The sequence below is a fragment of the Acinetobacter sp. Ac_3412 genome, assembly GCF_013072675.1.
Lineage (GTDB): Bacteria > Pseudomonadota > Gammaproteobacteria > Pseudomonadales > Moraxellaceae > Acinetobacter > Acinetobacter higginsii.
The window spans coordinates 579513-605288 of record NZ_LXUJ01000007.1 but is presented as its reverse complement, the minus strand read 5'-3'; the positions used below and the strand labels follow the sequence as shown (position 1 = coordinate 605288).

Genomic DNA, 25776 nt, shown 5'->3' with positions numbered 1-25776 from the left:
CTCCCAAAATTATTTAGCAGGATCAGACTGAAGTTCGTTAACTAAGCTAGGTAACACGATTGATTGTTTTGTAAGCTCGGCATAAAAATTTGCAATCTGGAATGGGAGAAACACCCTATTATTCCACTGAGGATATTCTCTATAAATCGTAGGTGATATCTTTTTAATAATCTGATTTTGGTTAAGCCCTAAATCAATTTGCTGATTGACCAAGCTCTTTACTCGAAGCATATTCTGATTTTGGTTAAGCCCTAAATCAATTTGCTGATTGACCAAGCTCTTTACTCGAAGCATATGTTGCTTAAATTCTTGTAAATCTTTAACTGTTGAAAGCTTGCCGTGGCCAGGTACAACAATCTTTGGCTTCATATCAATTGTTTGCTGAATCACCTTAATCCATTGACTCCCTTTCGAGTCCTCATCTGGCATGATCGGATAGAACTCTCTCTCGTATAGATCCCCCATAAAAATGACACCAGAACGCTGATCATAAATGATTTGATCACCACGGGTGTGTGCAGGCATCTCTTGTAGTGTAACCAGTCGTCCTCCCAAATCTAGGACTTGCCGATTTGTGTAAGTTTGATCTGCATAACGGAGCTTTACATTTTCAAGTGCATTTTTTTCGATCTTCCCAAAAGCTCGAAACATTTTTAGGTAGTCTTCCCCTTTATCGATTAACTCATCATTTTGTTTCTTGTTAATGATATAAGTCGCGTCTTTGAATTCAGAAGCTCCAAACTGATGCTCTGGATGAAAATGGGTGGTTGCAAGATAAATCTTTCGGTTTTTAGCAATGTCTTTCGCCACTTGATAAACATTTTGACCATTGCTTTGGCCCATACCTGTATCAATGACGAGGATGGCATCCTTTCCTTCAATGATTCCAATGTTAGGCACATAATTAATATATGGGTCTGGGATAAGCCATATCCCAGAGGCAATTTGATGTTTCTTTTTTACTTGGACAATTGGTGCAGCCGTGAGCTGGTATTGAGTACGACTCTCTGGAATCTGATTGCTATTTGCATAAGCATTAAAACCGCTTAATGCAATGAGGGAAAAAGTGAGAAATTGTTTGATCTTCATTGTTTCAGTTTTCTCAATAATTTGAAGAAGTCATAGGATGAATTCATAATATGAGTAAAAGCTCACATTAGATACTCGCATTTAGCTATGGTCGAAGATCTGAAGATAAGTTAAATAAAATCAATTAATTAAAAATTATCTTTATTGTGTGTTTGTAGATGATTTAGATATTACTCATATTTTTAGATAGCAATTATATTGATCGTTGCTGATAAAAGTGAGTTAATGCTCACATTTAGGCTGTCTACTTATTATCATGAAATCAGCACTCAAACCGAGAAAAGCACCGAGCCAAGGTCGATCAAGAGTGACTGTCGATGCAATCTTACAAAGTGCGGCAGAAATTTTGAAAGAAACGGATTATGCAAAATTTAATACGAATTTAGTTGCAGAGCGCGCCGGTATTAGTATCGGGTCGTTATATCAATACTTCCCCAATAAAGACTCACTCATTGTAGCGTTGCATAAAAAGCATACACAGCACATTGGAGATATTCTGCGGACTGTGATTGATAGCCAAAATGCCCAAACTTTAAAACAGCGAATCGAGTCTTTGGTTGATGGTGTTATTGCTGCCCATTCATTTGAACCTGAGTTGCACAAATTGCTTGAAAAGAAACTCCCTTTCTTTGATATCAATAGAGTTGAAGATGAAACTGGGATTCGACAAGAAATCTTCCGTTTAGTTGAATTACATCAAGAGGAGATCGTAGAAAAAAATAAACCGCTCATTGTTTGGATGATCTTACAATTATTAGAGTCACTCATTCATGCAGCAATGCTTGAACCCCCAGTCAATGTGAAGCCACAAGAGCTAAGAAACGCCATTATCCAATCGATATATCATTATCTGACTAAAATTTGAATCGATCAGATATAGGTGCTTATATGCTCTTGCCAGTTGTTTTTAAATTAGCTTCATCACAATTCAGTGACTCAGTAATACTCACCCAACCTCTCTATCCATCAAATATCTTTGCGCAATATGCACCGATTGATCTTGTTTCGGCTGGCATTGTAACCACGTTCCATCTGCTTGAAGCTCCCATGCTCTGCAATTGTCTTTCAAATAATTCTTTAAGCCATCTTCAATAATGAGTTTTTTTAGCTTTTTATCTTCAATTGGGAAACAACATTCAATTCGAGAGAACAGATTCCGCCCCATCCAGTCCGCGCTGGCACAGTACAACTTAACTTCACCATCGTTGTAAAAATAATAAACACGGGTATGTTCTAAATAACGTCCTACGATTGAGCGGACTCTAATATTTTCTGAAAGCCCTTTCACTTGCGGTCTTAAACAACAAATTGAACGGATAATCAAATCAATCTGAACACCTGCCTGCGATGCTTTATAAAGTGCATTAATCAGTTGAGGTTCAGTCAATGCATTTACTTTGATTATGATCTGCGCTTTTTTACCCGCTTTACTATTTTCAATTTCCTGTTGTATTAATTCGATAAGTTGGGAATGTAAAGTGAATGGAGCATGGAAAAGTTTTTTTAATTTTGCCATTTTCCCCATTCCTGTTAACTCCTGAAAGACTTTATGTACATCCTCACAAATTTCATCATCACTGGTTAATAGGCCATAATCGGTATAAATTTTTGCATTGGTCGCGTGATAGTTTCCAGTACCTAAATGCACATATCGTTTGATTCTATCTTGTTCTCTGCGTACCACCAGAATCATTTTGGCATGGGTTTTATAACCAACAATTCCGTACACAACAACGGCCCCAGCTTCTTGAAGTACATTGGCTACTTCAATATTTGATTCCTCATCAAAACGCGCTCTTAATTCAATAACGGCTGTTACTTCTTTGCCATTTCTTGCTGCTTCTGCAAGAATTTTGACGATCTCAGAGTCTGCACCGCTCCGATACAACGTTTGTTTAATCGCAAGTACTTTGGGATCATAGGCTGCATCTCTGAGCAGCTTGATCACAGGAGCAAAGCTATCAAATGGATGGTGTAACAACACATCGCCTGCTTGCAGCACATCAAAAATTGGCTTTTTGGTATAGAGTGCTTTTGGGATTTTTTGTTGATAAGGTTGGAATCGTAATTCTGGTAAATCAAAATTGGAAATGAAACGAGCCAAATTGACAGGACCATCAACAAAATATAAATGTTCTTTTTCTAGCTCAAATTGTTCCAACAAATAATCAGCGATATGCTCAGGACAGTTTTTATTGACTTCCAATCGAACGGCGCGCCCAAAACGTCGTGCTGATAATTCTCCTTTGAGCGCAATCGCTAAATCTTCAACATCTTCTGATACGGTTAAATCGGCATTACGTGTCACACGAAATTGATAGCATCCCGTTGCTTTCATGCCAGGGAACAAATCTGCTATATGTTCCTGAATAATTGCAGAGAGTAAGATGTAATGTTCTGAATTACCTGAAATTTGATGTGGTAATTTGACCAGTCTGGGTAATGATCTCGGTGCCGGTACGATGGCTAAATCAATTTCTCGTCCAAATGCATCTTTTCCTTCTAAAGTCACTATAAAATTCAGACTTTTATTAACCAATCGAGGGAATGGGTGTGCAGGATCTAAACTAATCGGTGTGACAACAGGTTGTACTTCATTAAAAAAATAATCTTTAATCCATGCCTTATGCTTTTCTAGGATGTCAGCATATTGGATGTAATGAACTCCATGACCTTGCAATTGAGGGAGAATGGAATGGTTCAATATTTTGTATTGTTGTTCAACTGCCTCATGAACGACTTTAGAAATTTGTTGTAATACGTCCGTGAGAGCGGTTCCTTCGGGCCCTACCGTCTGAGTCGACAAATTCATTTGTTGTATTAGGCTTGCAACACGGATTTCAAAAAACTCATCCAGATTGCGAGAAAAAATAATTAAGAAATTAAGGCGTTCTAGTAGTGGATGCCCATCATCTTTTGCCTGTGCAAGCACTCGTTTATGAAACTCTAATAATGATAACTCTCGATTTATATAAGTTTCCAAACAGTGTTCCTGACCATTTGTTAGTGCATGCATAGAAGTCATGAGTTACTCTATATTTTATAAAAAGTGATTTTTCTAATACGCGATTAGACGTAAATTTTTCCATTGTTTATTTTGTGCCGATTACATTGCAGATTAATGAAAATCCCATTTGTTTATTCAATTATCTAGAATATATATAAAATCACTTACCAAAATAAATTGTTAAACAAATCAATAGTATAAATCAAAACCATTAAATAAGAGTTAAGCTTACTGAATATAAATGTACATACGACATTTCTCTAAAGTTACTTGTATAATGAGTTATGATCTATTTTTAATTCTGATATGAAAAATCCCTTTTCTGACAATACCCAAATTAAAACGGTTTCTAGTTTTTCTGAGCTTATCAATAGCCATTTTCAAGGTGATATGAATGCCCTTTGCTGGTATAGAAATTTGGTTGGTGATTTTGAAGAAGTTGTGAATAAACTTGAATTAAAAGAGAATATTACAGAGGTTTCTGTTGAGAATCTTTTGGCATTACAACTTTCAGAAAAAGGCGATTTTGCAAGAGAAAGGATATTAACTGATATACAGCTACTGACTGATTTAGGCGCATCGCCGTGCCTGAATTTACTTAAAAGTTATGAGCGTGACGACGACCTCGATTTCATTTCAACCGATGTATATTCCTATCATGTGGATCGATCACCCATCGAAACTGATACTTTTTTATGTACGTATTATGGTCCTGCAAGTGATATTCTGGCTCATGATCAAGTTGAGCAAAAGATTTTGATCCCAGAAATAAGAGACCAACTCAAGAAATTATATAATGGTCCAGATGCTGAGTTTGAAACGTTCCTCTCAGAGTATTTCTTTGATTTGCATTACCAACCTAAGCCAGATGTAAACCCAGTGAATCTAGGCGTAGGACATCTTTGGCGTTTAGCAGTTGATCATCCAACGCAACAAGTCCCACCATGTGTGCACCGAGCGCCTGCTGAGAAAGACGGCGAGTATCGACTGCTATTGATTTGCTAAGGTTTTACCAGATATTGATCTAGATTTTTAAGCGCAAAGCTGATGTTTGATAATAGCACTTGTTCTGAATAACCATCTCTTGCCTGTACAGATAAGCCATGTAAAATCAGCCCATAATATTGCCCTAATTGTTCAGGATCGGCATCCTCCCGCAATTGACCATCCCGTTTAGCTTGCTCAAAACGTTGAATCAGACCTTCAACACGCTGAATACGCTGCTGTTTCATCCAGACGAGAAGGTCTTGATTTTCTTCACTTAATATACTTGCCGAAGAGACAACCATACAACCATAAGCGTGATTTGTTTGAGTGTATAACTTGATCGCTTCTTGAAATAATTGGGTCATTACCGCTTTGATATTTTGCTGCTGCAATGCTTTGACTGCAAAGCCACCTTCATGTTCTTCGTAATGTTTAACCGCCTCTCTGAAAAGCGCTTCTTTTGAACCAAATGCTTTGTATATACGCGCTGAAGCAATACCCAAAACCTCAACTAAATCTGACATGGATGTTCCTTCATAGCCATGCTGCCAGAAAAAATCCCGTGCTTTGACCAACGCTTTTTCTCTATCAAACTCTCTTGGTCGACCCGCCATAGTGCTTCTTTTTTCAAATTTAGTGTTTTTTATTATTAATCGGAAAAATATTTTTCGCAAATAAATCAATATGATTTGTTGTATCAAAACCCAATTATCGACATTCATTTGAAAAAATAAGTTGTTTTTAAATAATATTCAGCCTATTGTTTGTCGATCGACAACTAATTGAGTTTCAAAGATGCAAACAATCAAAGGGCCAAGTATTCATCTCGCGCAGTTCAGTGATAATGTTTTTCCATTCAACAATTTAGCAAGTATTGCAGCATGGGTTGCGGACAATGGCTTCAAGGCTGTTCAACTTCCAGCTTGGGATAAACGATTATTTGATGTCAATTTAGCAGCGGAAAGTCAGAATTATTGTGATGAGATCAAAGGTATTTTAGATCAAAACGGTTTACAAATTAGTGAGTTAAGTACGCATATATTTGGTCAGTTAATGGCGGTTCATCCTGCTTATGACGCTTTATGTGATGGTTTTGCACCCTCATATTTGCATGGCAAACCAACAGAAAGAACCCGATGGGCTGAACAACAGATGTTAGCTTCGGTTCAAGCGTCTGCACGTTTAGGGCTACAAGATATGGGAACTTTCTCTGGTTCTTTAGCATGGCCTTATATCTTTCCCTTCCCACAACGCCCTGAAGGGCTGATCGAAACAGCTTTTGATGAACTTGCTCGCCGTTGGACTCCGATCTTAAATGCCTGTGATGAATACGATGTCAATCTATGCTATGAAATTCATCCTGGTGAAGATCTGCATGATGGTATTAGCTTTGAAATGTTTTTAGAACGCACCAATCATCACCCGCGTTGTCAGATCTTGTTCGACCCTAGTCATTTTATTCTTCAACAACTGAACTACTTAGAATACTTAGATATCTACAAAGACTTCATTCGTATGTTCCATGTAAAAGATGCCGAGTTCACACCGACAGGTCGTCAAGGCATGTACGGTGGCTATCAAAATTGGGGCGATCGAGCTGGCCGCTTCCGTTCTACAGGTGATGGACAAGTTGATTTTAAATCGATTTTCTCAAAATTAGCACATAACAACTATCAGGGTTGGGCAACTTTGGAATGGGAATGTTGTCTAAAAAATAAAGATGATGGCGCACGTGAAGGTGCTGAATTCATTAAACAAAATATTATCCATGTGACCGATAAAATATTTGATGACTTTGCAGCTGCACCCGTAAACCAATCACAAATCAACCAATTATTGGGCATTTAAGGCATACCTTGAGAAATAATGATGACGACGCACACTGAAAAATTATCAAATCAATTTAATCATCACTACATCCATATTGAAGCTAAAAAATTACATTACGTATCTGTAGGCAATGGGCCCGCTGTTTTACTGATTTCGGGGTGGCCACAAACATGGTATGCATGGCGACACGTCATGGCTGAGTTGGCTCAGCATGGTTATCAAGCGATTGCGGTTGATCCACCTGGGACGGGATATTCAGCTCCACTTGATGGTCATTATGATACTGGACATATTGCAGCCATTCTATCGAGTCTGATGTCTAAACTTGGACATCATCGCTATGCCGTTATTGGGCATGATATCGGAATGTGGGTTGGTTATGCACTCGCCTGCGATTTTCCTGAATCAGTCACTCGTCTTGCTGTCACAGAAGCTGTAATTCCGGGGTTGGCTCCTCCGCCCCCAATTTTTGTTCCACCTGAACAGAATATTTTTCTCTGGCATTTTATGTTTAATCAGATTAGCGATTTGCCTGAAGCTTTAGTGATGGGCCGTGAAGAAACCTATCTCAATTATATTTTTGATAAATGGTCATGGCATCGAGATAAAGTTGCTGCTGAAACCTATATAGAGGCTTATAAGGTTTCAGGGCGTTTAACAGCAGGTTTTAATTACTATCGCGCCATCCCTGAAACTATTCGTCAGAATAAAATTAGGGAAACCAAAACTTTAAACATGCCCGTATTCGCGATCGGTGCAGAGCATGCAACAAATGATGCACCTTATGAAACCATGAAAAAAGTGAGTACTCAGTTATCCAGTGCGATTGTCAAAGATTGTGGTCATTTCATTATGGAAGAACAACCAGAAGTATTTTGTTCATTGATTCTTAATTTTTTACAACAGGAAAAAGCAAGATGACTTTAGATATTGAAATCGAAAATTGGCTTAAGTCTCAGTCTGCATTACCCGCTGCAAACACATTGGATGAACTGAGAGCACAGGTAAATCAATCGATTATCCTACAACAAGGCGTTGAACAAGACTCATCTTATCAACACAGCTTTAGGGTGATGACTGAGGATCAAGCAGAAATTGAAGTTCGTGTTTATGTTCCTTATGTTTTAGAACATGTGCAACAACGCCCAGCGATGGTGTTTGCTCATGGTGGTGGATGGTGTCTTGGCAGCCTAGATGCATGGGACCGTGCTTGTCGTTTATTGGCTGAATCAATGGTGCAAGTGATATTCTCCGTCGACTATCGTTTAGCGCCAGAAGTTAAATTCCCAATACCATTAACCGATTTTTTTACGGCACTGTCTTATATTCAGGAAAATGCTTCGGTATTTGGTCTTGATAAAAATCGTATTGCAGTGGGTGGAGACAGTGCTGGAGCAAATATTGCAGCAGCGGCCTGCCTACTGGCAAAACAACATCCTGATATTAAAATCAGTCATCAACTGCTGTTCTACCCAGCATTAGATGCCAGCATGAGTAACGCTTCTTATCAAACATATGCACAGGGCTATGGCTTAACGACGACGACGATGGCTTATTGTTGGGATCAATATGTTAATGCTGAGGCAGACAAAGTAAATGAGCTTGTCAGCCCTTTGCTTGCGCATTCATTACAAGACTTGCCTGATGCCACAATTTTTGTTTGTGAATATGATCCACTTCGACATGATGGTGAAAAGTATGCAGAGAGATTGCAAGCTGCTGGCGTTAATGTGAACTTCCATTTGTTAGAAGGCATGATTCATGGGGCTATTCATATGTTGGCGGTCACATCTGCTGCGAAAGGAATATATGACAAAGTTCGAATCTAAATAATGGTGTGTGTTTAATGACTTAGCCATTTTATTTGTTTAATCGTCCTATATCGATGCAGCTATAGGACGATTTACTTTCAACTCATAAGAATAAAACACGCTCTAAACCAATTTCTTGTCTCGATAATGCTGGATAAACTGCTCAATTTTAGGCGGAATTTCAGGATATTGCTTCTTGATCGCCAGTTCCATCAATTCAATTTGGACTTGCTCTTGTGCAAGCATATAGTCTAGAAACTCACGATCTGCATCTGCTCCTAAAGCATGGACTTGTTTTAAATCCTCCATATAAACTTTGGTTTTTGCATAAACCAGCTTAAGTAATTCATCTAATAAGAATGATGGCGTTGAACTAATCATTGATGCTTTTGCCTTGGTCAAAAAAGATGGTGTTGCATCGAGGCCTAACCTCTCTGCATATGCAAAATAATGTGGCGTATTGAATCGTTCTAAACTTTCATAGGCACTCCAGAAAATATATTCTTGTGTTCCCTGTACGCGATTGGCGATACGTACAATTGCGCTAAGCGCAAAAGCACGATTTTGCAATTCATAGTGAATTCCATTTAGAAACTGTTGAGACCGCATATTTATTCCTTACTCATCAGAATGAAGATCATGTAATTCAAGGTGTTTACTGAATAATCACAGACTTAAGGTCTGTTTGTGAATAATTTCTTTGGCAGCGCGTATACCTGACTGTAAAGCACCATCTAGATAGCCACTCCATTCGGTCGCCGTTTCTGTACCCGCCCAATGAATTCGATCGACAGGCTGTCTGATACAATCGCCATAAGTGGTCATCACCCCTGGTGGCATATGTGCAACATATCCCCCTTGAGACCACTCTTCGGTGAGCCAGTCTTGTTCTATATACTCCAAAGGATGTGCTGCTTGTTGACCAAAGTAATAAACAAAATCTGCAATGACCCGTTGACGACGTGCTTCAACATCCAGCGAACTTAACTCAATTGCATAATCACCTTCGATCAAGCCCAGTAAGACACCATGATTTGCTCCTTCTGGAGATTGATCAAACACAACGCTGACAGCTCGATCTGTCGCAACCACAGCACCATTTAAGTTTTGTTGCCTCCAAAAAGCGTTGCTATAGGCCAAATGAACTTTAATCACAGCACCCATGGTCATACTTTGTAATAAGCGTTCACGCTTTGTAGGTAACGGTGGTGTGTAATGAATTTTGGATGCGAGTACAGGCGGTGTGGCAATGATGATATTTTTAGCCTTATAGCTTTGGGTTTTACACACAACTTTGACATGATCGGCATGCTGCTCAACAGCTAAAACAGGTGAATTTAAGATTAAATGGTCTTGTAATTGATCTGCAATCAGTCTGGAAATTTGCCATGCACCACCGATGAATTTATCTTGCTGTGCCCCACCTTCAGTTGAAATAAGAACTTCAAGCCCATGCCCTTGTCTAAAATATTCGAGGAAAAACAGATAGGACAATTGAGAGGTGTTACAACAGAAGAGTGCCCCTACGATGGTTCGCATAAAGTCTCGCGCACCGTCTGTACGCACATGCTTTAACAGCCAACTTTCAACCGATTCCGCATCCCATTGCTTTGCTTGTGCTGCTAACCAAGGTTCTCCATTCGGTAATGTTTGAGCTTCTTTATTCCAACGGCGTTCAAGTAGTGCGATTTCAAGCAGTGAAGCAATTGGAAGCTTGGGGATATTGGAGCGATATGATTTGACTAAACCGTTACGACTAACCAAGCTCGCGCCTTTGATAAATTGTGGATAGGTTTTGACACCCAGTTCTTGAGCCTGTGCCAATAACAGTTTTTGTTGCGGACCAACCCACTGCCCACCTAGATCAATGGTTTCTCCATAGATTTCACCTGCTTTTGAGCGCCCACCGACACGATCACGCGCTTCTAAAAGCAATACATCTTTACCCGCTTTCTTCAATTCCAGTGCTGCTTTTAAACCTGCCAAACCAGCACCGACCACGATTACATCCCACGTTTTTTCAGTTGTTTGAGTATCCATCATTATTTCCTGCTATTAAAATTATCATCCATATTTTAATGAACGCGTTCATTAAAATTAAATTTGATTTTATGGAACGTGTTCACTAAAATCAATAGCTATGGAAAATAATCAAACAAAAGCCCCCCGCCGTGGACGTCCTCCGCGCAGTCAGGAACAAATCGAAGCCAATCGAAATGTAATTATTCAGGCGGCCAGAGACCTATTTGCAGCACATGGATACGAAGGTGTATCTATGCGTAAAATTGCAGCCCAAGCAGACTGTTTACCTGCAACGCTCTACACCTTATTTCCGAGTAAAAGACAGTTACTGCACCATATTTGGGAAGTGATTTTTTTAGATTTAATGCTTGAGCTGGAAGAATGCTATAACAACAGTCCTGAATCAGAACGACTCGAAAAGCTGTGTACTGCTCAAGTTGATTTTTGGTTAAATCGACCAAATGATTGCAGAGCAATTTTCCTCATTGAAGATCATCCACAAAATGCTGAGGAACATTATTTTGTCGATGCTTCACAAGCAGTTCCGCAATTAGAAATTTACACGCGTGCAGTTATGGAAGCACAAGCCCGTGGTGAAATACGTGCAGGTGATGCGAACGAAATCAAGAACGTTTTACTCTGTAGTATGTTAGGGATTACCTTAAGTCTAATTGGTATTCCAGAATATCCTTGGGGAAATCCGAATACCTTAAAAGAAATGACGATCAGTGCGTTGATCAAGGGATTGAGCTAAGGAAAAGATCATGGCTAAAGCAACTGTCTCAGAACAAATCCCATATTTATTCCAAACTGCGTGGAATGAGCATGATATAGCTGGGTTTGCCTCGCTATTTTGTGAGGATGCAAGTTTTGTAAATCGCTTTGGGCACTATGTAAAAGGTATAAAAGAAATTGTTGCCTTACATCTTCCTATTCATGAAACTATCTATCGAGATTCAACGCTTCAGAATGAAATCATAGAGTTGAGTCCAATCACCGATGAAGTGGTGATTATCCATTTTTGGAGCAGATTAACAGCAGGTCTAGCTCACCCTGCTGGTGTACATCAGGTAGATACTTTAATTCTTGCTGTCCTATGCAAACAGAACGGATCTTGGTTGATTCGTGCTTTAGAAAATGTGACCCTCACCAATCCGCGCACAGGGGAAGCAATCTTAAGAGATAACTAAAATTTAGAGACTACAGTTCCCATCATCAAATTGTTGGACTCTAAATCATCATTGTGGCAAAGGATGCTGTTTCGCATGTAATTTTAAAACTCGTCTTAACTCCAAAATCGCTTCTGGTTTTTCCTGAATCGAATGTCCACCTTGGATAATTTTTTCAGATAATGCACCCTCTAAATGTGAGCTGGTATATGGCACAATCCCATCTGTCATTTTTTTGGGGTCTTGGCTTTGAGTGATATTACCAATGATTGAATGGTACGCTAAACCCTTTATTGGTTGAACATCCTGACTCATTTTCATAAATTTGGACTGATAGCTTAAATCACTTGGTCCATTTTCAATGATGCCTGAGGAAAGATTATTTTTCATCTGATGTAAATCAATCTTCTTTTCTTTGACCGCAACCTCGGCTGCAGTTAAAAACTTGCTGGGTAAATGAATAACTTTGCGTAACGCGAGTGTAAACCAGCGATCTGCATAGGCAGTACCTTTATGCGGTGTTGCAATAAAAATCACACGGTTAATTTGATCAATTGGACGGAAGATAAAGCGCTTACTGACGGCAGGTGAGAAAATAAAATCATGTGCTTTATCATTATTGATGGCTTCAACAGCCTGCTGACGGATATCACCCTGCCCCATGATCAGACGACTAATAATACCACCCATACTATGTCCAATCAGAACAGCGTCAGACATTGCAGCATCTTTAGGATCATGCATTGAAAATGCCTGTTTCAACAAAGCATAAATCTGGGCACGGCTTTCTAAAATCGGCATGTTGGTAGAGTAGAAAACCTGCCAAACCTGATATTGCTTACGTAAGTTATCATCCCCTAAAATATCATTCGTCAGAGTAATCCACGCTTCGGGACTGCTTGCTAAACCATGGATAAAGATAATAATTTTTTTATTCGGTTGATAAGGCTCCAACATGAATAAATGTGGCATGCTCAACTGTTCTTTACGATCGATCAAGCTCTTGTAGCCTGTACCACCTAAGTTATTTTCTGCTAACCAAAGACCATATGGTGCTGAATAATTGGCTGTTAATAAATAATTCCCACCCGCGACCTGAACCTCATCATGGCGAAAAGGATCAATCAGCTTGATTTCTAATGCGGCATCTCGAAGTAAATCTTCAACTTGGGTCTGTTTCAATGGTTGTGCTACAGCAGTAACAGATAAATATCTTGCTGTGTGAATATATGGATTTTCCTGAGCGGCATAAAAGGTTTCTGGATCATAAACATAATCTGAGTTGAATGGCTGCTTATTCTTTGCAACCAACACAAATTCAGAACCAAAGCCATCTCGACGATTGACACTGTAAAATCCAGAAAAACGCATATTGTAGCTCGACTGCAGTAATTGAATATCTGTCGTTGCTAATTCTGGATAATCATCGAAATTAAAAGAATAACGATGCTGATTAATGAGTAATTGTTTTGGAAACTGAGTGAATTGATAGCGTAAATAAGCCGTCGTGATCAGTCGTGAAAGTGCCACGTTATAAAAAAGCCGAACCTGCGTTTGCCTCTGATCAAAAATACGCTGTTGAGGTGTGTGTTGCGTTTCGAATAAATAGGCATAGCTAAAACGGATACTTCGATCAAGTAAAGTCAGTACTTGATCTAAACACTGATTTTGTTTCGTTGAATGCTGTCTTTCCAACAACGATACATGACATCTTTTTTCTTCACTTAACCGTAAAGCCTGAGCCAAATACACTTCACTGGCTGCAGCATAACGCTGTTCATTATTATCAGTTAGTTTTTTTTCTAAAGTCTGTATACATCTATCGGGCTGATTGATACATTCATTGGCTGGAATACCAGCCAGAAGCAAGGTATTTTGTGAAGCATCGCTTAATTGAGGTCTCGTTAAAATACTTTGAGTTTTATCGGTCAAGGATGCACTCAAACTTCGTTGTTGAAGTTTGACGAGCTGACAGGCAGATAAGCTGTAAAAGAGACAAAGTAAAACAATGCCCTTTATTAGCGTTCTTCTATTGATTATCATGCGATACAACCTCATTCATCACGATTCAACAACAAAGCACTAACTCTGTCCGTTTATGTTTCAGGTTGAACAAAACGATGATGAGCTGCAAGATAAGCCAAATAAAGCACAGGAATGATAAAGAAAGCAACACTCCAAAAATCGAGGTAAACATAAAGAATCGCCCCCAAAAACGCACCCACAATAAAACCGACAACGATGCTAACGCTTTGCAATAATTTCCGTTTATTTTCAGGATTGGTCTGTCTCATATAATTCGAAATATCGATCCCTAGCTGGGTGGTATTTCCTGTCATCATTGTACTTGGACTAATGTGTTTAATTAGAGTTTTACTTGATGTGTTTCGAATTGCCAAGGCAATTAAACCCAAACCACCTGTAAGTGCGACAGTAAGACTATTTGCATTGTTGAACGGCTCGAAATAAAGCCCAGAGAGCATAAAGCCCGTTAAAAAAATGGCTTCACCAAGAAATAGGTAACTCAGCATCTTACTTTTTTGAGCACTACGATCGATACAATATTTGGTGATCGCCACTGTCACAATGAACAATGGAATTGCAGCAAGTTTGATCCAGATACCAGACCCACCACTCACCCATGCTGCCCCAGCCAGTACCAAGTTTCCTGTCACATGTGCAGTGAAAAAGCCGAACAGTGCGATAAAACCAATGGTATCGATTGCACCGCCTACGACAGTGAGTAGTACAGGATCTCGACAACTGTCCCATAAGCTCAAGGGCTGTTTTTTTATAATCTCATCCATCTTCTAATTCCTAAAAAACAAGCCTATATTCGGCTAAATTTCAACTGATCAAATTTCTTAGCGCAGGAAGTAATTGTTCACCGATGACCATTCCTAACAGGCCACACAACACTAACGGTGGTGCTGGTGATTTAACATTCAATAAGTAATATATGACACCGACCAAAAGCCCAGCAGCTAAAGAGATCAAATACATTTTCATCGTGCTTTTCCCTAGATTTCACTTAAAATAAAGTGAAATCTATCTGCGGATCCAAGTTAAAAAGCGAAACAAGAACAGCCTAATGCACCCCAAAAAGACTTTTTGTTTTTGTCATTAATGGGCACATCCAGCATCCATGCATGGCTATGCCCATGCATACCACAGCTGCTAGAACACGCACACGCTGCCGAGCTACTTTGTAACGGTGATAACGAAGGTGCATTGCGATTTTCTGACCGTCGCCATTGCCCACCAAAACGTTTGACTGGTGACCAATCTGGTGATGCTGGTGGAATCGATGGATCTTGATCCTTAAACTCTGCGCCTGCATAGACAATTTTGCCATTCATCACTGTCATAACAGACTCAATCCACTGAATTTCATCATCGTCCACAGCAAAGTAGTCATCTGAAAGCACAATCAGGTCGGCAAGCTCACCTGAACTTAATGCACCTTTGTGCTGATGTTCTCCTGAGAACCAAGCAGAACCTTTGGTCCAGAGCTTTAACGCTGTTTTTCTGTCTAATAGATTTTGTTCATCATAAAGTGGTAAACCACCGACTGTTTTGCCTGTACTTAACCAACTTAAGCAGACCCATGGGTTATATGAAGCAACACGTGTCGCATCGGTACCCGCACCAACGGGTACGCCTAATTCCAGCATTCTTTTCACAGGCGGAGTCGATTTTGCTGCATCCAAACCATAACGCTGAACAAAGATTTCTCCTTGATAGGCCATGCGATGTTGAATCGCAATACCCCCACCCAAAGCACCAATCCGCTCAATATTTCGATCTGAAACCGTTTCAGCATGGTCGATAATGAAACGCGTCGCAAAAGGCTGTCTACCGTTGACGCGTTCGAAGACATTCAATAAACGATTAATACTTTCATCATAGGTGGCGTGAATGCGGAATGGCCATTTCTTTTCAGCCAACAACTCAACAATGCTTTCTAGCTCAGCTTCCATATTTTCTGGTAAATCTGGTCGTGGTTCATAGAAATTTTCGAAGTCTCCTGCTGACCATGTCAGATTTTCCCCTGCACCATTTACCTTCAATAATTCATCGCCATCATCAGGGAATGTCATCTCTGTCCATTTTTTATAATCATCAAGTTCTTCTCCTGCTTTTTGTGCAAATAGGTTATAAGCAATCCGAACTGTCATTTGATCATTATTATGCAGAGACTGAATCACCTCATAATCATCAGGATAATTTTGGCCACCACCTCCCGCATCAATTGCGGAGGTAATGCCTAAACGATTGAGTTCACGCATAAAATGACGTGTAGAATTGACCTGATCTTCAAGCGGCAGTTTTGGTGCCTTTCCTAAAGTAGAATAGAGAATCATTGCGGATGGTGTCGCGAGAAGTAGCCCAGTCGGCTCACCTCGCTCATTTCTCTCAATCTTTCCACCTGGTGGGTCTGGTGTATCTTTATTAAAGCCCAGTACATCAAGTGCTGCGCGATTCAACATCGCGCTGGCATAAAGATGTAAGACAAATACGGGGGTATCTGGTGCGGCTTGATTTAGCTCGTCCAAAGTGGGCATTCTTTTTTCCACAAACTGAAACTCAGTCCACCCGCCCACGACTCTAACCCATTGTGGTGCTGGGGTATTCTCTGCTTGCTCTTTTAACAGTCTTAATGCATCTGAAAGTGAAGGAACACCTTCCCAACGCAACTCCATATTATAGTTCAGACCACCTCTAATAATATGCAAGTGGCTATCATTTAAACCTGGAATGACTCGACGACCATTTAAATCAATCACTTTGGTTGTACTGTTTGATAAGCGCATGATGTCATCATCACTGCCCGTTTTTACAACTTTTCCATCAGCAATTGCAATTGCTTGCGCCTCTGAACTCTGTTCATCAAGGGTGGTTATTTTGGCATTTCTTAAAATCAATTGAACGTCTGACATCCGTCATTTCCTCCGAGCCTAGCCTTATTATTTTCAGTTTTAGGTCGTGGAGGCATATCATGCCTCCACCATTTTTAATTATTTCGCTGCAATCGGCGCCAATACTTCGTGTGGTGAAGTGGTACGTTCTACTACTTTATGTACCATGGTATATGCATAGTCGACACCCATGCCATAAGCACCTGAATGTTCCCGAACAATATCCATTACTGCATTGTAAGTATCACGTTTTGCCCAATCACGTTGCCATTCAAGTAAAACTTGTTGCCATGTCACTGGAATGACACCCGCTTGGATCATTCGTTGCATTGCATAGTCATGTGCTTCTTTGCTGGTACCACCCGAAGCATCTGCAACCATATAAATTTCATAACCGCCTTCGAGCATCGCACTTAAAGCAAATGAGTTATTACATACCTCTGTCCATAAGCCTGAAACAATTACTTTTTTGCGTTTATTATGAGCTAAGGCATCACGTACTTTCTGATCATCCCAAGAGTTCATTGAAGTACGTTCTAATAATGGTGCTTGAGGAAATACATCTAAGAGTTCGGGATAGGTATGACCTGAAAAGCTTTCTGTTTCAACGGTCGTAATGATGCTTGGAATATTAAAAACTTTAGCAGCTTTTGCTAAACCGACTGTATTGTTTTTTAATACTTGACGATCAATCGACTGTACGCCGAATGCCATTTGTGGCTGATGGTCGATAAAAATAATTTGGCAGTTTTGTGCAGTCAATAGTTCTAAATTTGAATGGCTCATATTGAATTTCCTTGTTTATCGATGTTTTCTGAACACAGGATTAATATTGCAAATTAAGAAAAAGAACACAGCAGTATTATTAAGACGAATTGTTCTATTTATAAAACAAAAATATTGAATTTACGTGATATTCCCTACTTATTGAAACACTGATAAAGATTATTTCTGTATAGCATTAAAGAAAAAGACCAGCTAATAGCTTAACTGGTCTTTTCAAAATATTCGGTTTATTTTTTATAGATAAAGAGAATGTCTATATTTTTATAATAAGTTAGAAATTTACACTCCATGACAACTGTGCCGTGCGAGGTGCGCCAAGGAATAAGTAATCATCCCCGAAGAAACTCCCTGCATCTCGCCAGTATTTTTTATTAAATAGGTTATCTACATTTAATCTCAAGTTATTGTCATAACCATAAGCACGGAAGTTATAAGCTGTACCTGCATTAAACACTGTATAGCCTGACACTTTTACAGTACCTGTTTTCTCTGCATATTTACTGCTGCTGTATTGCATACCAGCCAATAAGCGTAAGCCTTCCACTTGTGGTAGTTGAAAAGATAGATAACTGGCAAAACGCACAGCAGGTATGTTTTGAGTTTGATGCCCTTGATATGCAGCCGAATGAATATCTTTTAAACGTGAACGTGTCAAAGCCAAAGTAGAGGTGATATCTAAATTTTGACTTAAGCGTCCTTGCGCACCGAACTCCAAACCAAGATTGTGTTGTTTACCTTCGGCAACATAGTTACTCGCTGTATCGGTATACTGATTGTCCTGTTTTAAATTAAATAAGGCTGCTGTAAAGAGTAAATCTTGCCACTGCTGCTTAACACCTAATTCATACTGAGTTGAATGTTTTGGTGCCAATGTGGCAAATGCATTGTTGGCATACCATGGTGCTTGTCCACCATCACTCAGACCTTTGGCATAGGAAGCATATACATGAGTACTTTGCCAAGGCTGATACATCACTGCAAACTGCGGTAAAAAGCGATTAAAATTAGTGTCTCTGATTTTGTTGCCTTCTGCATCATAAGCATCTTCATTTAAATGCAAAAGCTTTCCACCTGCCAAAACAGACCAATTACTATTCAAATCAATCTGATCTAATACATTCAAGGCTGTTTGCTGACTGTTTAATGATTTGTAATGTTGGCCTAGCTTCTTATCACTCGGTGTATATTGAATAGGATCAGTATAGATATTTCCCGTACCCACTAACTCATTAATCGCATCATATTGTGCATGGCGCTTATAGCTTTGTGATAACTCTAAGTTGAGTTTGTGTTGCCATGACCCTGTATCGAACTTACCGTTTAATCCAGCTTTAAATTGATTGGTTAGATAGCTGTCATCAGGGCTGCGAAACTCATAAATATCATAGTTACCATTTTGATCAAAGCTATTTCCTAGACCCGTTGTTTGGCATATTTCACTATAACACCCCCAAGCAAATGCCGAATAATCATCAACCACCACTCGACTTTGTGACGCTGAAAGATTTGCTGTCCAGTCATCATTTACTTGGTAGCTATACTTTAAACCAGTATTTATGCTTTCGTTAATGACTGGTTTACCCCAGCTTTGATGTCCCAATAAACGATCCCACTCAACATCTGTAGGTACTGTTTTTCCATCAAGTAATTGGTAACCCGGAACTGATCGCTGGCGTTGACGTTGTGACTCGAGATCAAATTCGAGTTTTGAACGATCTGAAATTTTCCAGTCCAAAGCAACGGAACCAAACCAACGTTGTCCATTAACATGCTCGACATAGGGATGAATTTCTTCTTTGGCAAGATTGACTCGATAGCCAAATTGCTGATCTACACCAAGCAAACCACCTAAGTCTGCGGCTACACGATTACCGCCATGACTGTCTGTTTCCACGGTGATAGAACGAATCTCTTTGGGACGTTTGGTCACATAGTTAACCACACCAGCAGGCGTTGACATTCCACTTTGAATGGCACTAATACCTTTTAAAATTTCAACCTGTTCTTTATTCTCAAGTGCAACATTTTGCTCACCGCGCAGCAAGTTACCATTCAGTAAATAACTAGAGCCCAAATTTAAGGCAAAACCACGCATGACAATATTTGGGTAATAACCAATTGGTGCATAGCCATCACCTGCCGCTGCATCATTCTTGATAATGTCCGTTAATGTTTTAGCATGTTGATCTGCAATCCGTGCCGCAGTTACTGTACTGATTGATGCTGGAATTTCAGCAAGCTGTTGTTGCGTAAAACCCGATAAATTAACAGTCGGTTGATAATAAGAAGCCCCTGCTGTTTGGGCTTTTACTGTAATGGGTGCTAATCGCGGTGTATCACCTTCAGTTTCAGCATAGGCTGATATGGAACTTAGCCCAAGACATGAAAAAGAACCAACCGCCAATAATGCTTTTTGTAAACGAGAAAATGGATACGTTTTCACAGTCGTTGTCTAACCCCAAAAGATAATCTTACAGCATGAATTTTACGGGCTTGAGTATTCACAATTTTCCCAAATTGAACAAGCATGTTATGCAACATATCTTAATTTTTTATAAAATTTTTCGATACAAAATCAATGAAAGAGATAAGTGTTGCTTGAGATTAGTATAAGCTTTCATATTTTTAATATAGAATAATTCTCAATTACAATTCCGTCAATTTAAAAGTAATTTCAGGGTAGGATCAAAGGAAATAAGATGATAAAAGATAAACTGTTCAACCGAAAAAATGAAGTCAAACACCTCATTCCACTTTTATCAATCGGTGGATTTATCTTTTTATCCAACTCATCTTTTGCGGCCTAACCTACAGAAACTGCGAATTCTGAGAAAGCCTCAGAAATACTACCAACCATTACCATTACAGCTTCACGTGCAGATGAACTGTCTTCCTCGGCCAAGCAAGTCACCAAATTAGATGAAAAACAAATTGAACTTCTGAAAAATTCCTCTTCAGGAAATATTGCCACCGTACTAGCAAAAATAGTCCCAGGTTTATCTGATTCAAGTCGTACCATTACCGATTATGGGCAAACTTTACGTGGTCGTAATGCACTGATCTTAGTCGATGGTGTACCCATGAATTTAACCCGAGATACCTCCAGAGGCCTTTCTGCAATTGATCCTGAAAGTATTAGCAGTATAGAAGTCATCCGTGGCAGTAATGCCATATATGGTGGCGGTGCAGCTGGAGGTACAATTTCCATTACCACAAAAGCTGCAGGTGGTGAACCTACAGCAAAAACAGTGATTGGACTGCAAAGTGGCTTAACTAATCTTCGCTCCGATGCCTTGAGTGGTGACATCCATCAATATTTTTCAGGCAGCCTAAATAACTTCGATTATGCACTAGACTTTGGTTATCAACGTATTGGCAGTCCATACGATGCACGTGGAAGACGTGTTGCGCCTGAACCAAGCCAAGGGGATCTATTTGATGCAGATGCCTATAGCATCGGTACCAAGCTTGGTTACCACATCGATGACAATCAATATCTTCAGTTTGCTGCAAATTATTATAATGCTGAACAAGACTCAGACTATGCATCTGATCCGAGCGTAGCCCAACTCCCTGCGGGAAGCGTTCCTGCTAAAGCAATCAAGGGGCTTAAACTAAACGACCAGAATAAGAACGAAAATCAAATCTACAATTTGACCTATTCCAATAAAGATTTTTTTGGCAACAAAGTAGATGCTCAAGTCTATTACCGAGATTTCTTTACTCGTTTTGCTCCATTTGATGCCCGTAAAGTGGCAACACGCGGTGGACAAGTGGATCAGGTATACCAAGAAAATAATGTGCTGGGTAGCCGTTTAACGGTCAATACACCACTTGAGTTCTTAGGTGACACCTCAATTGCTTGGGGCGGTGACTTTAGCCGTGAAAAAAGTGAAATGCCATTAGATACTTTTGACCCTAAAATTTATGATCAGTCTGGTGGTCTGGAATTTGTCAAAAATGGAAAACTGATTTATTTACCAGAACTCACCACTCAAAGTATCGGTGGATTTGCGCAATTAAAGCACCGTTTCAGTGACCAATGGTCAGCGGAAGTAGGTACACGCTATGAAGACAGCTATGCCAAAATTGACAGCTTTATTCCATTGTCCCAACTTGGCAAAGCCAATCCATATACGGTGCAAGGTGGAAAAGTTAAAGCAGATGCTTGGCTGTACAACGCGAATGTCAGCTTTGCACCAAACGATGAACACTCGATTTACGCCTCCTTTAACCAAGGTTTCCAATTACCCGATGTTGGTATTGTCATTCGAAATGCTAACGTAGGCTTTAACTTAGCTTCTTCATTTTTAGAGCCAGTAAAAGTGGATAGTTATGAACTTGGTTGGAATGGTCATTTTAAGAATTTTAGTTCTAGTTTAGCGGTGTTCCATTCCAAATCAGATCTAGGCGGGGTTCAGTCTTTTAACAATGGTTTAGTGCTGGCCAGAACCAAAGAAAAAGTGACGGGTGTTGAAGCAACGCTTGACTATCTTGACGATGCTAAAGTATGGGGAACTGGTGGTAGTATCACTTGGATGAAAGGTCGTGAAACACCGCAGAATAGTAATACCGAGCAAGATATGACAGGCTATCGTATCCCACCGCTAAAAGTCACAGGCTATATTTCTTATAGTCCGACCGATACGTGGACCAACCGTCTACAAGCCACTTATTTCGGTGCAGAAGATTACCGCTTAAATGGTGTGAATAGTTTTGGTCGTTATGATGTGAAGTCATATACAACTGCAGACTTACTCAGCAGCTTCGCACTAAATAAAAAAGACACAATGACTATTGGCTTAGAAAATATATTTAATAATCAGTATTACCCGCTCTATAGTCAACTGATGAGAAATAGTAATAATACCAGTCACTTATTAGCGAACGGCATAACACTCAAAGTGTCTTATAGCCATAAGTGGTAATTTAAAAAGTTATAGCCGCTCAAAAGCGGCTATCTTTACCTTTTTGAATTTCTTCAGCTTTAATACTTAATTAATTGGCTGCATCAAATCCATAAATGAATCGCAAATGGCCCAACCAATACCATCAAAATACCCGCAATCACCATAGTTAAACTTGCGATCACACCTTCTTCACTATTACGTTGCTGTGCTCTTACCGTACCAAAACCATGTGCTGCATTACCAAATGCTGCACCATTTGCCACATTAGAACGGATTTTGGTAAAGGCTAAAATGGCATCGCCACAAATCATCCCAACCAAGCCTGTAATCACTGTAAATAAAGAAACCAAAGCGGCTGAACCATGAATATCCTCTGCCAAAATCATGGCAAAAGGTGTTGAGATAGAGCGTGCCATCAGACTATTGGTTACTTCAGGACTAAAGTGAAATAACTTTGCCATCTCATAGGCAGACATCACACCCACACTCATCCCCACCACAATCGCAATCGACAAGACCCCCAAGTTTTTACGAATCGTGTCCCGATAACGATAAATTGGTACGGCGAAAGCAACAGTTGCTGGCCCAAGTAAATTTACGATCCACTGCGTATCTTGTGCATAGGTTTGATATGAAATTCCAAAGATCGCCATCAACAGAATCGTGAGTACGGGCACACTAATCGCAGGAGATAACCAGAGTTGAGGATGCTTTTGATAGACACGCTTTGCCACGATGTATGCAAGCAGCGTCCAGATCAAGCAAACAATTGACCAAATATTCATATTGATGACCTTAGATGTGCTTATGCTGAAAACGTTTACGTGTCTGTAGGTAGCTTTTTAAGCGGTTGTAATAATGGATGGTTAAACAAGTGCTTAACATGACCAAAATAGTACCAATGGCAATACTCAATACAATTTGCCAGCCTTCGGTCATAAACAGGCTTTTATATTGTACGACAGCGACCACCACAGGTACAAAAAACAGTAATAGCTCACCTAAGACAAAGGTCGCGCCCATTGCCACTTGATCCATCTTGATGACTTTAAAAAACAGGCAGAAAACCAATAGAAACATACCCAATATACCTGCTGAAATTGGGATACCGAGTTTCTGGTTTAAGACATAACCTGCCAACCAGAATCCAGTAAGAATCAAAATTTGTTTCACTAAGGCCAAGAGCGAATTTTGTGGGAGAGATCTAGAAACAGCTTCGGTACTCATTTAACGACATCAGATGGTGAACAACAGGATGATCTTATCCACTGTACATCGATATAATATGAATTATTCATGTTAAAATTATGCCTAAATGGAATAATTTTAGGTTTGTTATGCTTTCACTAAAATCATTACAATGCTTTGTCAGTTTGGTAAACAGTAAAAGCTTTACTCGTACTGCTGAAGAGCTTTCCCTGACACAGCCGACCATCAGTAAAATACTGCAACAGCTAGAAGAACAGCTTCAGGTCGCATTATTTGTAAAACCTGAATATGGTCGAAAAAGACAGGTTGAACTGACTGAAATTGGACAGCGTGTTTATCAACATGCAGTAGGATTATTGCAAGCAGAACAAAATATCTTTCTGGAAATCGAAAATTACCAACAATTAAAAACAGGCACCTTAAAACTCGGTGTGCCTCCACTAGGTTCGCAACTACTCACCACCGCCCTGTTTGATTATCATCAGCAATGGCCAGATATCGAACTTGCTTTTCTTGAAGTCGGTTCTCGAGGGATCGAGCAAGCCTTGTTGAATAATGAACTCGATGTCGGTGTGTTATTACAGCCCTTTGACCATCAAATTTTCAACAGTATCGAACTGTGTGATTACCCACTGATGGTGCTATTGCGACGAGATGCAACTTGGGCAAACCGGAAGAAAATAAATTTGGAAGAACTGCAACAGCAATCCTTTCTGATGTTTCCTGAAAATTTTTCGCTCAACAGCATCATTCTTGATGCCTGCCAACAGCACGGCTTTTATCCAACGATTGCTTGCCGTACCAGTCAATGGAATTTATTGGCTGATATGGTACTACAACGTATGGGTATTGCCCTACTGCCACAATATTATACCGATATGCTTGATCCCCAATTATTCGCAGCAATCCCGCTGGAAAAGCCCAACATTCAATGGCATTTGGCCATGGCATGGAAAAAAAACCTTCCTGTCTCTCCTGCAGTACAAGCATGGCTCAGTGTGATTCATCAACATTTTCAAAAAATTAGGCCCAAGTTAGAGCAGTGAAAAAGAGGAATAACATTCTCAGAAAAATGGATAAAGCTTTGCCACAAAAAAGCTACCCAATCTTGGGTCAGCTCGCCTAGACTAGAATGATCTGTTGATCATATGGCAAATAACAATGAGTGATTCAAACTATATCCCCCCGCAAGTTTGGCAATGGACTGGAGAAAAATCTGATTTAAATCAGCCGACGTCAGGCAGCCGCTATGAACATATATTACCTATTGGTAAACATCCGCTTCAATTGTATTCATTGGCAACGCCAAATGGCCAGAAAGTGACGATCCTGCTTGAGGAACTATTAGCCTTGGGATATCAAGATGCCGAATATGATGCATGGTTGATTAAAATTGGAGAAGGTCAACAATTCAGCAGTGGCTTCGTTGAAATTAACCCTAACTCTAAAATCCCAGCATTAGTTGATCATAGCCAAAATCCACCATTACGTATTTTTGAATCAGGTTCAATTTTGCTTTACCTAGCCGAAAAATTTAAAGCCTTTATTCCAACTGATATCGCTGCACGTACTGAATGCCTAAATTGGTTATTTTGGCAAATGGGAAGTGCACCCTACCTTGGTGGTGGTTTAGGACATTTTTATGCTTATGCACCTGTGAAAATTGAATATGCCATTAATCGCTTTGCTATGGAAACCAAGCGCTTATTGGATGTTTTAGATCAACATTTAGCGAAAAATGAATATTTGGCTGGTACAGAATATACCATTGCGGATATTGCAGCTTTTCCTTGGTACGGTAGTCTGGTGAAAGGTTGGGTCTATAATGCAGATGAATTTCTAGCTGTAAATCAATATAAACATGTACAGCGCTGGGCAGATGCCATTCTGGCGCGTCCCGCTGTACAACGAGGACGAATGGTTAACCGTACTTTCGGGGACTTGGAAACCCAACTGCATGAACGCCATGAGGCAAGTGACTTTGATACCTATACGCAAGACAAACTTCAATAAGTAAGATTTAAGCCTAATTTTTAT

22 protein-coding genes and 1 pseudogene are annotated in these 25776 nt (G+C 39.8%); 10 read left to right on the top strand and 13 right to left on the bottom strand.

Annotated features, from left to right (window positions below):
- Positions 1–9: 9 nt before the first annotated feature.
- Positions 10–1089 carry an MBL fold metallo-hydrolase gene (locus tag A7P54_RS06445; RefSeq protein WP_171549043.1) on the bottom strand — a complete coding sequence of 360 codons (1080 nt, stop codon included), beginning with the start codon at positions 1087–1089 and terminating at the stop codon, positions 10–12.
- Between the two features lie 256 nt (positions 1090–1345).
- On the opposite strand from A7P54_RS06445, the gene A7P54_RS06440 reads away from it, so the two are divergent.
- The gene (locus A7P54_RS06440) at positions 1346–1954 is read left to right on the top strand and encodes a TetR/AcrR family transcriptional regulator (protein ID WP_171549042.1); all 609 of its coding nucleotides are present in this window, start codon (positions 1346–1348) and stop codon (positions 1952–1954) included.
- A gap of 81 nt (positions 1955–2035) precedes the next feature.
- Here the strand turns inward: A7P54_RS06440 and ppk1 are convergent, their stop codons facing one another.
- Complete coding sequence (ppk1, locus tag A7P54_RS06435) at positions 2036–4114, bottom strand: polyphosphate kinase 1 (RefSeq protein ID WP_159883732.1); 2079 nt, start codon at positions 4112–4114, stop codon at positions 2036–2038.
- 288 nt (positions 4115–4402) lie between these two features.
- On the opposite strand from ppk1, the gene A7P54_RS06430 reads away from it, so the two are divergent.
- Positions 4403–5101, top strand: a complete 699-nt coding sequence (locus tag A7P54_RS06430; RefSeq protein ID WP_171549041.1) for a DUF1826 domain-containing protein — start codon at positions 4403–4405, stop codon at positions 5099–5101.
- Here A7P54_RS06430 and A7P54_RS06425 read toward each other — a convergent pair.
- Positions 5098–5697: a TetR/AcrR family transcriptional regulator gene (locus A7P54_RS06425; protein ID WP_171549040.1), complete on the bottom strand. Its 600-nt coding sequence runs from the start codon at positions 5695–5697 to the stop codon at positions 5098–5100. The genes A7P54_RS06430 and A7P54_RS06425 overlap by 4 nt on opposite strands.
- 181 nt (positions 5698–5878) lie before the next feature.
- On the opposite strand from A7P54_RS06425, the gene A7P54_RS06420 reads away from it, so the two are divergent.
- Genes A7P54_RS06420 through A7P54_RS06410 form a run of 3 tightly spaced genes read left to right on the top strand, consistent with a single transcriptional unit; the run spans position 5879 to position 8742 of the window.
- Positions 5879–6931: a sugar phosphate isomerase/epimerase family protein gene (locus A7P54_RS06420; protein WP_171549039.1), complete on the top strand. Its 1053-nt coding sequence runs from the start codon at positions 5879–5881 to the stop codon at positions 6929–6931.
- A gap of 18 nt (positions 6932–6949) precedes the next feature.
- Positions 6950–7834, top strand: a complete 885-nt coding sequence (locus A7P54_RS06415) for an alpha/beta hydrolase (protein ID WP_171549038.1) — start codon at positions 6950–6952, stop codon at positions 7832–7834.
- Complete coding sequence (locus A7P54_RS06410; protein ID WP_171549037.1) at positions 7831–8742, top strand: alpha/beta hydrolase; 912 nt, start codon at positions 7831–7833, stop codon at positions 8740–8742. The genes A7P54_RS06415 and A7P54_RS06410 overlap by 4 nt, the downstream gene beginning before the upstream one ends.
- A 105-nt stretch (positions 8743–8847) precedes the next feature.
- Here A7P54_RS06410 and A7P54_RS06405 read toward each other — a convergent pair whose 3' ends face one another.
- Entirely contained in the window at positions 8848–9333 is a 486-nt protein-coding gene (locus tag A7P54_RS06405; protein ID WP_171549036.1) for a hypothetical protein, read from the bottom strand.
- Between the two features lie 57 nt (positions 9334–9390).
- Positions 9391–10764 (bottom strand): flavin monoamine oxidase family protein, encoded by a 1374-nt coding sequence (locus tag A7P54_RS06400; RefSeq protein WP_171549035.1) that lies wholly within the window; start codon positions 10762–10764, stop codon positions 9391–9393.
- A gap of 100 nt (positions 10765–10864) precedes the next feature.
- Between A7P54_RS06400 and A7P54_RS06395 the strand changes: the two genes are divergently transcribed.
- Positions 10865–11500, top strand: a complete 636-nt coding sequence (locus A7P54_RS06395) for a TetR/AcrR family transcriptional regulator (RefSeq protein WP_171549034.1) — start codon at positions 10865–10867, stop codon at positions 11498–11500.
- A gap of 10 nt (positions 11501–11510) precedes the next feature.
- A complete protein-coding gene (locus A7P54_RS06390) occupies positions 11511–11936 on the top strand; it encodes an SgcJ/EcaC family oxidoreductase (protein ID WP_171549033.1) in 426 nt (141 codons plus the stop codon).
- A gap of 48 nt (positions 11937–11984) precedes the next feature.
- Here the strand turns inward: A7P54_RS06390 and A7P54_RS06385 are convergent, their stop codons facing one another.
- The 6 genes from A7P54_RS06385 to A7P54_RS06360 form a co-directional block, all read right to left on the bottom strand.
- Positions 11985–13958: an alpha/beta hydrolase gene (locus A7P54_RS06385; protein WP_171549032.1), complete on the bottom strand. Its 1974-nt coding sequence runs from the start codon at positions 13956–13958 to the stop codon at positions 11985–11987.
- Between the two features lie 53 nt (positions 13959–14011).
- Positions 14012–14722, bottom strand: coding sequence for a YoaK family protein (locus A7P54_RS06380; RefSeq protein ID WP_171549031.1), 711 nt, complete (start codon positions 14720–14722; stop codon positions 14012–14014).
- Positions 14723–14762: 40 nt separating this feature from the next.
- Positions 14763–14924: a DUF1427 family protein gene (locus A7P54_RS06375; RefSeq protein ID WP_171549030.1), complete on the bottom strand. Its 162-nt coding sequence runs from the start codon at positions 14922–14924 to the stop codon at positions 14763–14765.
- A 56-nt stretch (positions 14925–14980) separates the two neighbouring features.
- Positions 14981–16855 (bottom strand): amidohydrolase, encoded by a 1875-nt coding sequence (locus tag A7P54_RS06370; protein WP_171549029.1) that lies wholly within the window; start codon positions 16853–16855, stop codon positions 14981–14983.
- Positions 16856–16933: 78 nt separating this feature from the next.
- Positions 16934–17620 (bottom strand): hydrolase, encoded by a 687-nt coding sequence (locus tag A7P54_RS06365; RefSeq protein ID WP_171549028.1) that lies wholly within the window; start codon positions 17618–17620, stop codon positions 16934–16936.
- A 271-nt stretch (positions 17621–17891) separates the two neighbouring features.
- Complete coding sequence (locus A7P54_RS06360) at positions 17892–20063, bottom strand: TonB-dependent siderophore receptor (RefSeq protein WP_171549027.1); 2172 nt, start codon at positions 20061–20063, stop codon at positions 17892–17894.
- Between the two features lie 256 nt (positions 20064–20319).
- On the opposite strand from A7P54_RS06360, the pseudogene A7P54_RS06355 reads away from it, so the two are divergent.
- A pseudogene (locus A7P54_RS06355) lies at positions 20320–22548 on the top strand (TonB-dependent receptor).
- A gap of 83 nt (positions 22549–22631) precedes the next feature.
- Here the strand turns inward: A7P54_RS06355 and A7P54_RS06350 are convergent.
- The gene (locus tag A7P54_RS06350) at positions 22632–23315 is read right to left on the bottom strand and encodes an LrgB family protein (RefSeq protein ID WP_171549026.1); all 684 of its coding nucleotides are present in this window, start codon (positions 23313–23315) and stop codon (positions 22632–22634) included.
- Between the two features lie 10 nt (positions 23316–23325).
- Positions 23326–23757: a CidA/LrgA family protein gene (locus A7P54_RS06345; RefSeq protein ID WP_171549025.1), complete on the bottom strand. Its 432-nt coding sequence runs from the start codon at positions 23755–23757 to the stop codon at positions 23326–23328.
- 110 nt (positions 23758–23867) lie between these two features.
- Here A7P54_RS06345 and A7P54_RS06340 point away from each other — a divergent pair, with 110 nt between their 5' ends.
- Together A7P54_RS06340 and yghU are read left to right on the top strand one after the other, a co-directional pair.
- Positions 23868–24785, top strand: a complete 918-nt coding sequence (locus A7P54_RS06340; protein WP_005203676.1) for a LysR family transcriptional regulator — start codon at positions 23868–23870, stop codon at positions 24783–24785.
- 115 nt (positions 24786–24900) lie between these two features.
- A complete protein-coding gene (gene yghU / locus A7P54_RS06335) occupies positions 24901–25752 on the top strand; it encodes a glutathione-dependent disulfide-bond oxidoreductase (protein ID WP_171549024.1) in 852 nt (283 codons plus the stop codon).
- The last annotated feature ends 24 nt before the right edge of the window (positions 25753–25776 follow it).

Bases quoted from the DNA above. Each gene is read 5' to 3' on its own strand.
- yghU (WP_171549024.1), top strand. From the start codon at position 24,901: ATGAGTGATTCAAACTATATCCCCCCGCAAGTTTGGCAATGGACTGGA.
- A7P54_RS06375 (WP_171549030.1), bottom strand. From the start codon at position 14,924: ATGAAAATGTATTTGATCTCTTTAGCTGCTGGGCTTTTGGTCGGTGTC.
- A7P54_RS06415 (WP_171549038.1), top strand. From the start codon at position 6,950: ATGATGACGACGCACACTGAAAAATTATCAAATCAATTTAATCATCAC.
- A7P54_RS06390 (WP_171549033.1), top strand. From the start codon at position 11,511: ATGGCTAAAGCAACTGTCTCAGAACAAATCCCATATTTATTCCAAACT.
- A7P54_RS06350 (WP_171549026.1), bottom strand. From the start codon at position 23,315: ATGAATATTTGGTCAATTGTTTGCTTGATCTGGACGCTGCTTGCATAC.
- A7P54_RS06400 (WP_171549035.1), bottom strand. From the start codon at position 10,764: ATGGATACTCAAACAACTGAAAAAACGTGGGATGTAATCGTGGTCGGT.
- A7P54_RS06385 (WP_171549032.1), bottom strand. From the start codon at position 13,958: ATGATAATCAATAGAAGAACGCTAATAAAGGGCATTGTTTTACTTTGT.
- A7P54_RS06410 (WP_171549037.1), top strand. From the start codon at position 7,831: ATGACTTTAGATATTGAAATCGAAAATTGGCTTAAGTCTCAGTCTGCA.
- A7P54_RS06445 (WP_171549043.1), bottom strand. From the start codon at position 1,089: ATGAAGATCAAACAATTTCTCACTTTTTCCCTCATTGCATTAAGCGGT.
- A7P54_RS06395 (WP_171549034.1), top strand. From the start codon at position 10,865: ATGGAAAATAATCAAACAAAAGCCCCCCGCCGTGGACGTCCTCCGCGC.
- ppk1 (WP_159883732.1), bottom strand. From the start codon at position 4,114: ATGACTTCTATGCATGCACTAACAAATGGTCAGGAACACTGTTTGGAA.
- A7P54_RS06340 (WP_005203676.1), top strand. From the start codon at position 23,868: ATGCTTTCACTAAAATCATTACAATGCTTTGTCAGTTTGGTAAACAGT.
- A7P54_RS06345 (WP_171549025.1), bottom strand. From the start codon at position 23,757: ATGAGTACCGAAGCTGTTTCTAGATCTCTCCCACAAAATTCGCTCTTG.
- A7P54_RS06370 (WP_171549029.1), bottom strand. From the start codon at position 16,855: ATGTCAGACGTTCAATTGATTTTAAGAAATGCCAAAATAACCACCCTT.
- A7P54_RS06440 (WP_171549042.1), top strand. From the start codon at position 1,346: ATGAAATCAGCACTCAAACCGAGAAAAGCACCGAGCCAAGGTCGATCA.
- A7P54_RS06430 (WP_171549041.1), top strand. From the start codon at position 4,403: ATGAAAAATCCCTTTTCTGACAATACCCAAATTAAAACGGTTTCTAGT.
- A7P54_RS06405 (WP_171549036.1), bottom strand. From the start codon at position 9,333: ATGCGGTCTCAACAGTTTCTAAATGGAATTCACTATGAATTGCAAAAT.
- A7P54_RS06380 (WP_171549031.1), bottom strand. From the start codon at position 14,722: ATGGATGAGATTATAAAAAAACAGCCCTTGAGCTTATGGGACAGTTGT.
- A7P54_RS06420 (WP_171549039.1), top strand. From the start codon at position 5,879: ATGCAAACAATCAAAGGGCCAAGTATTCATCTCGCGCAGTTCAGTGAT.
- A7P54_RS06365 (WP_171549028.1), bottom strand. From the start codon at position 17,620: ATGAGCCATTCAAATTTAGAACTATTGACTGCACAAAACTGCCAAATT.
- A7P54_RS06425 (WP_171549040.1), bottom strand. From the start codon at position 5,697: ATGGCGGGTCGACCAAGAGAGTTTGATAGAGAAAAAGCGTTGGTCAAA.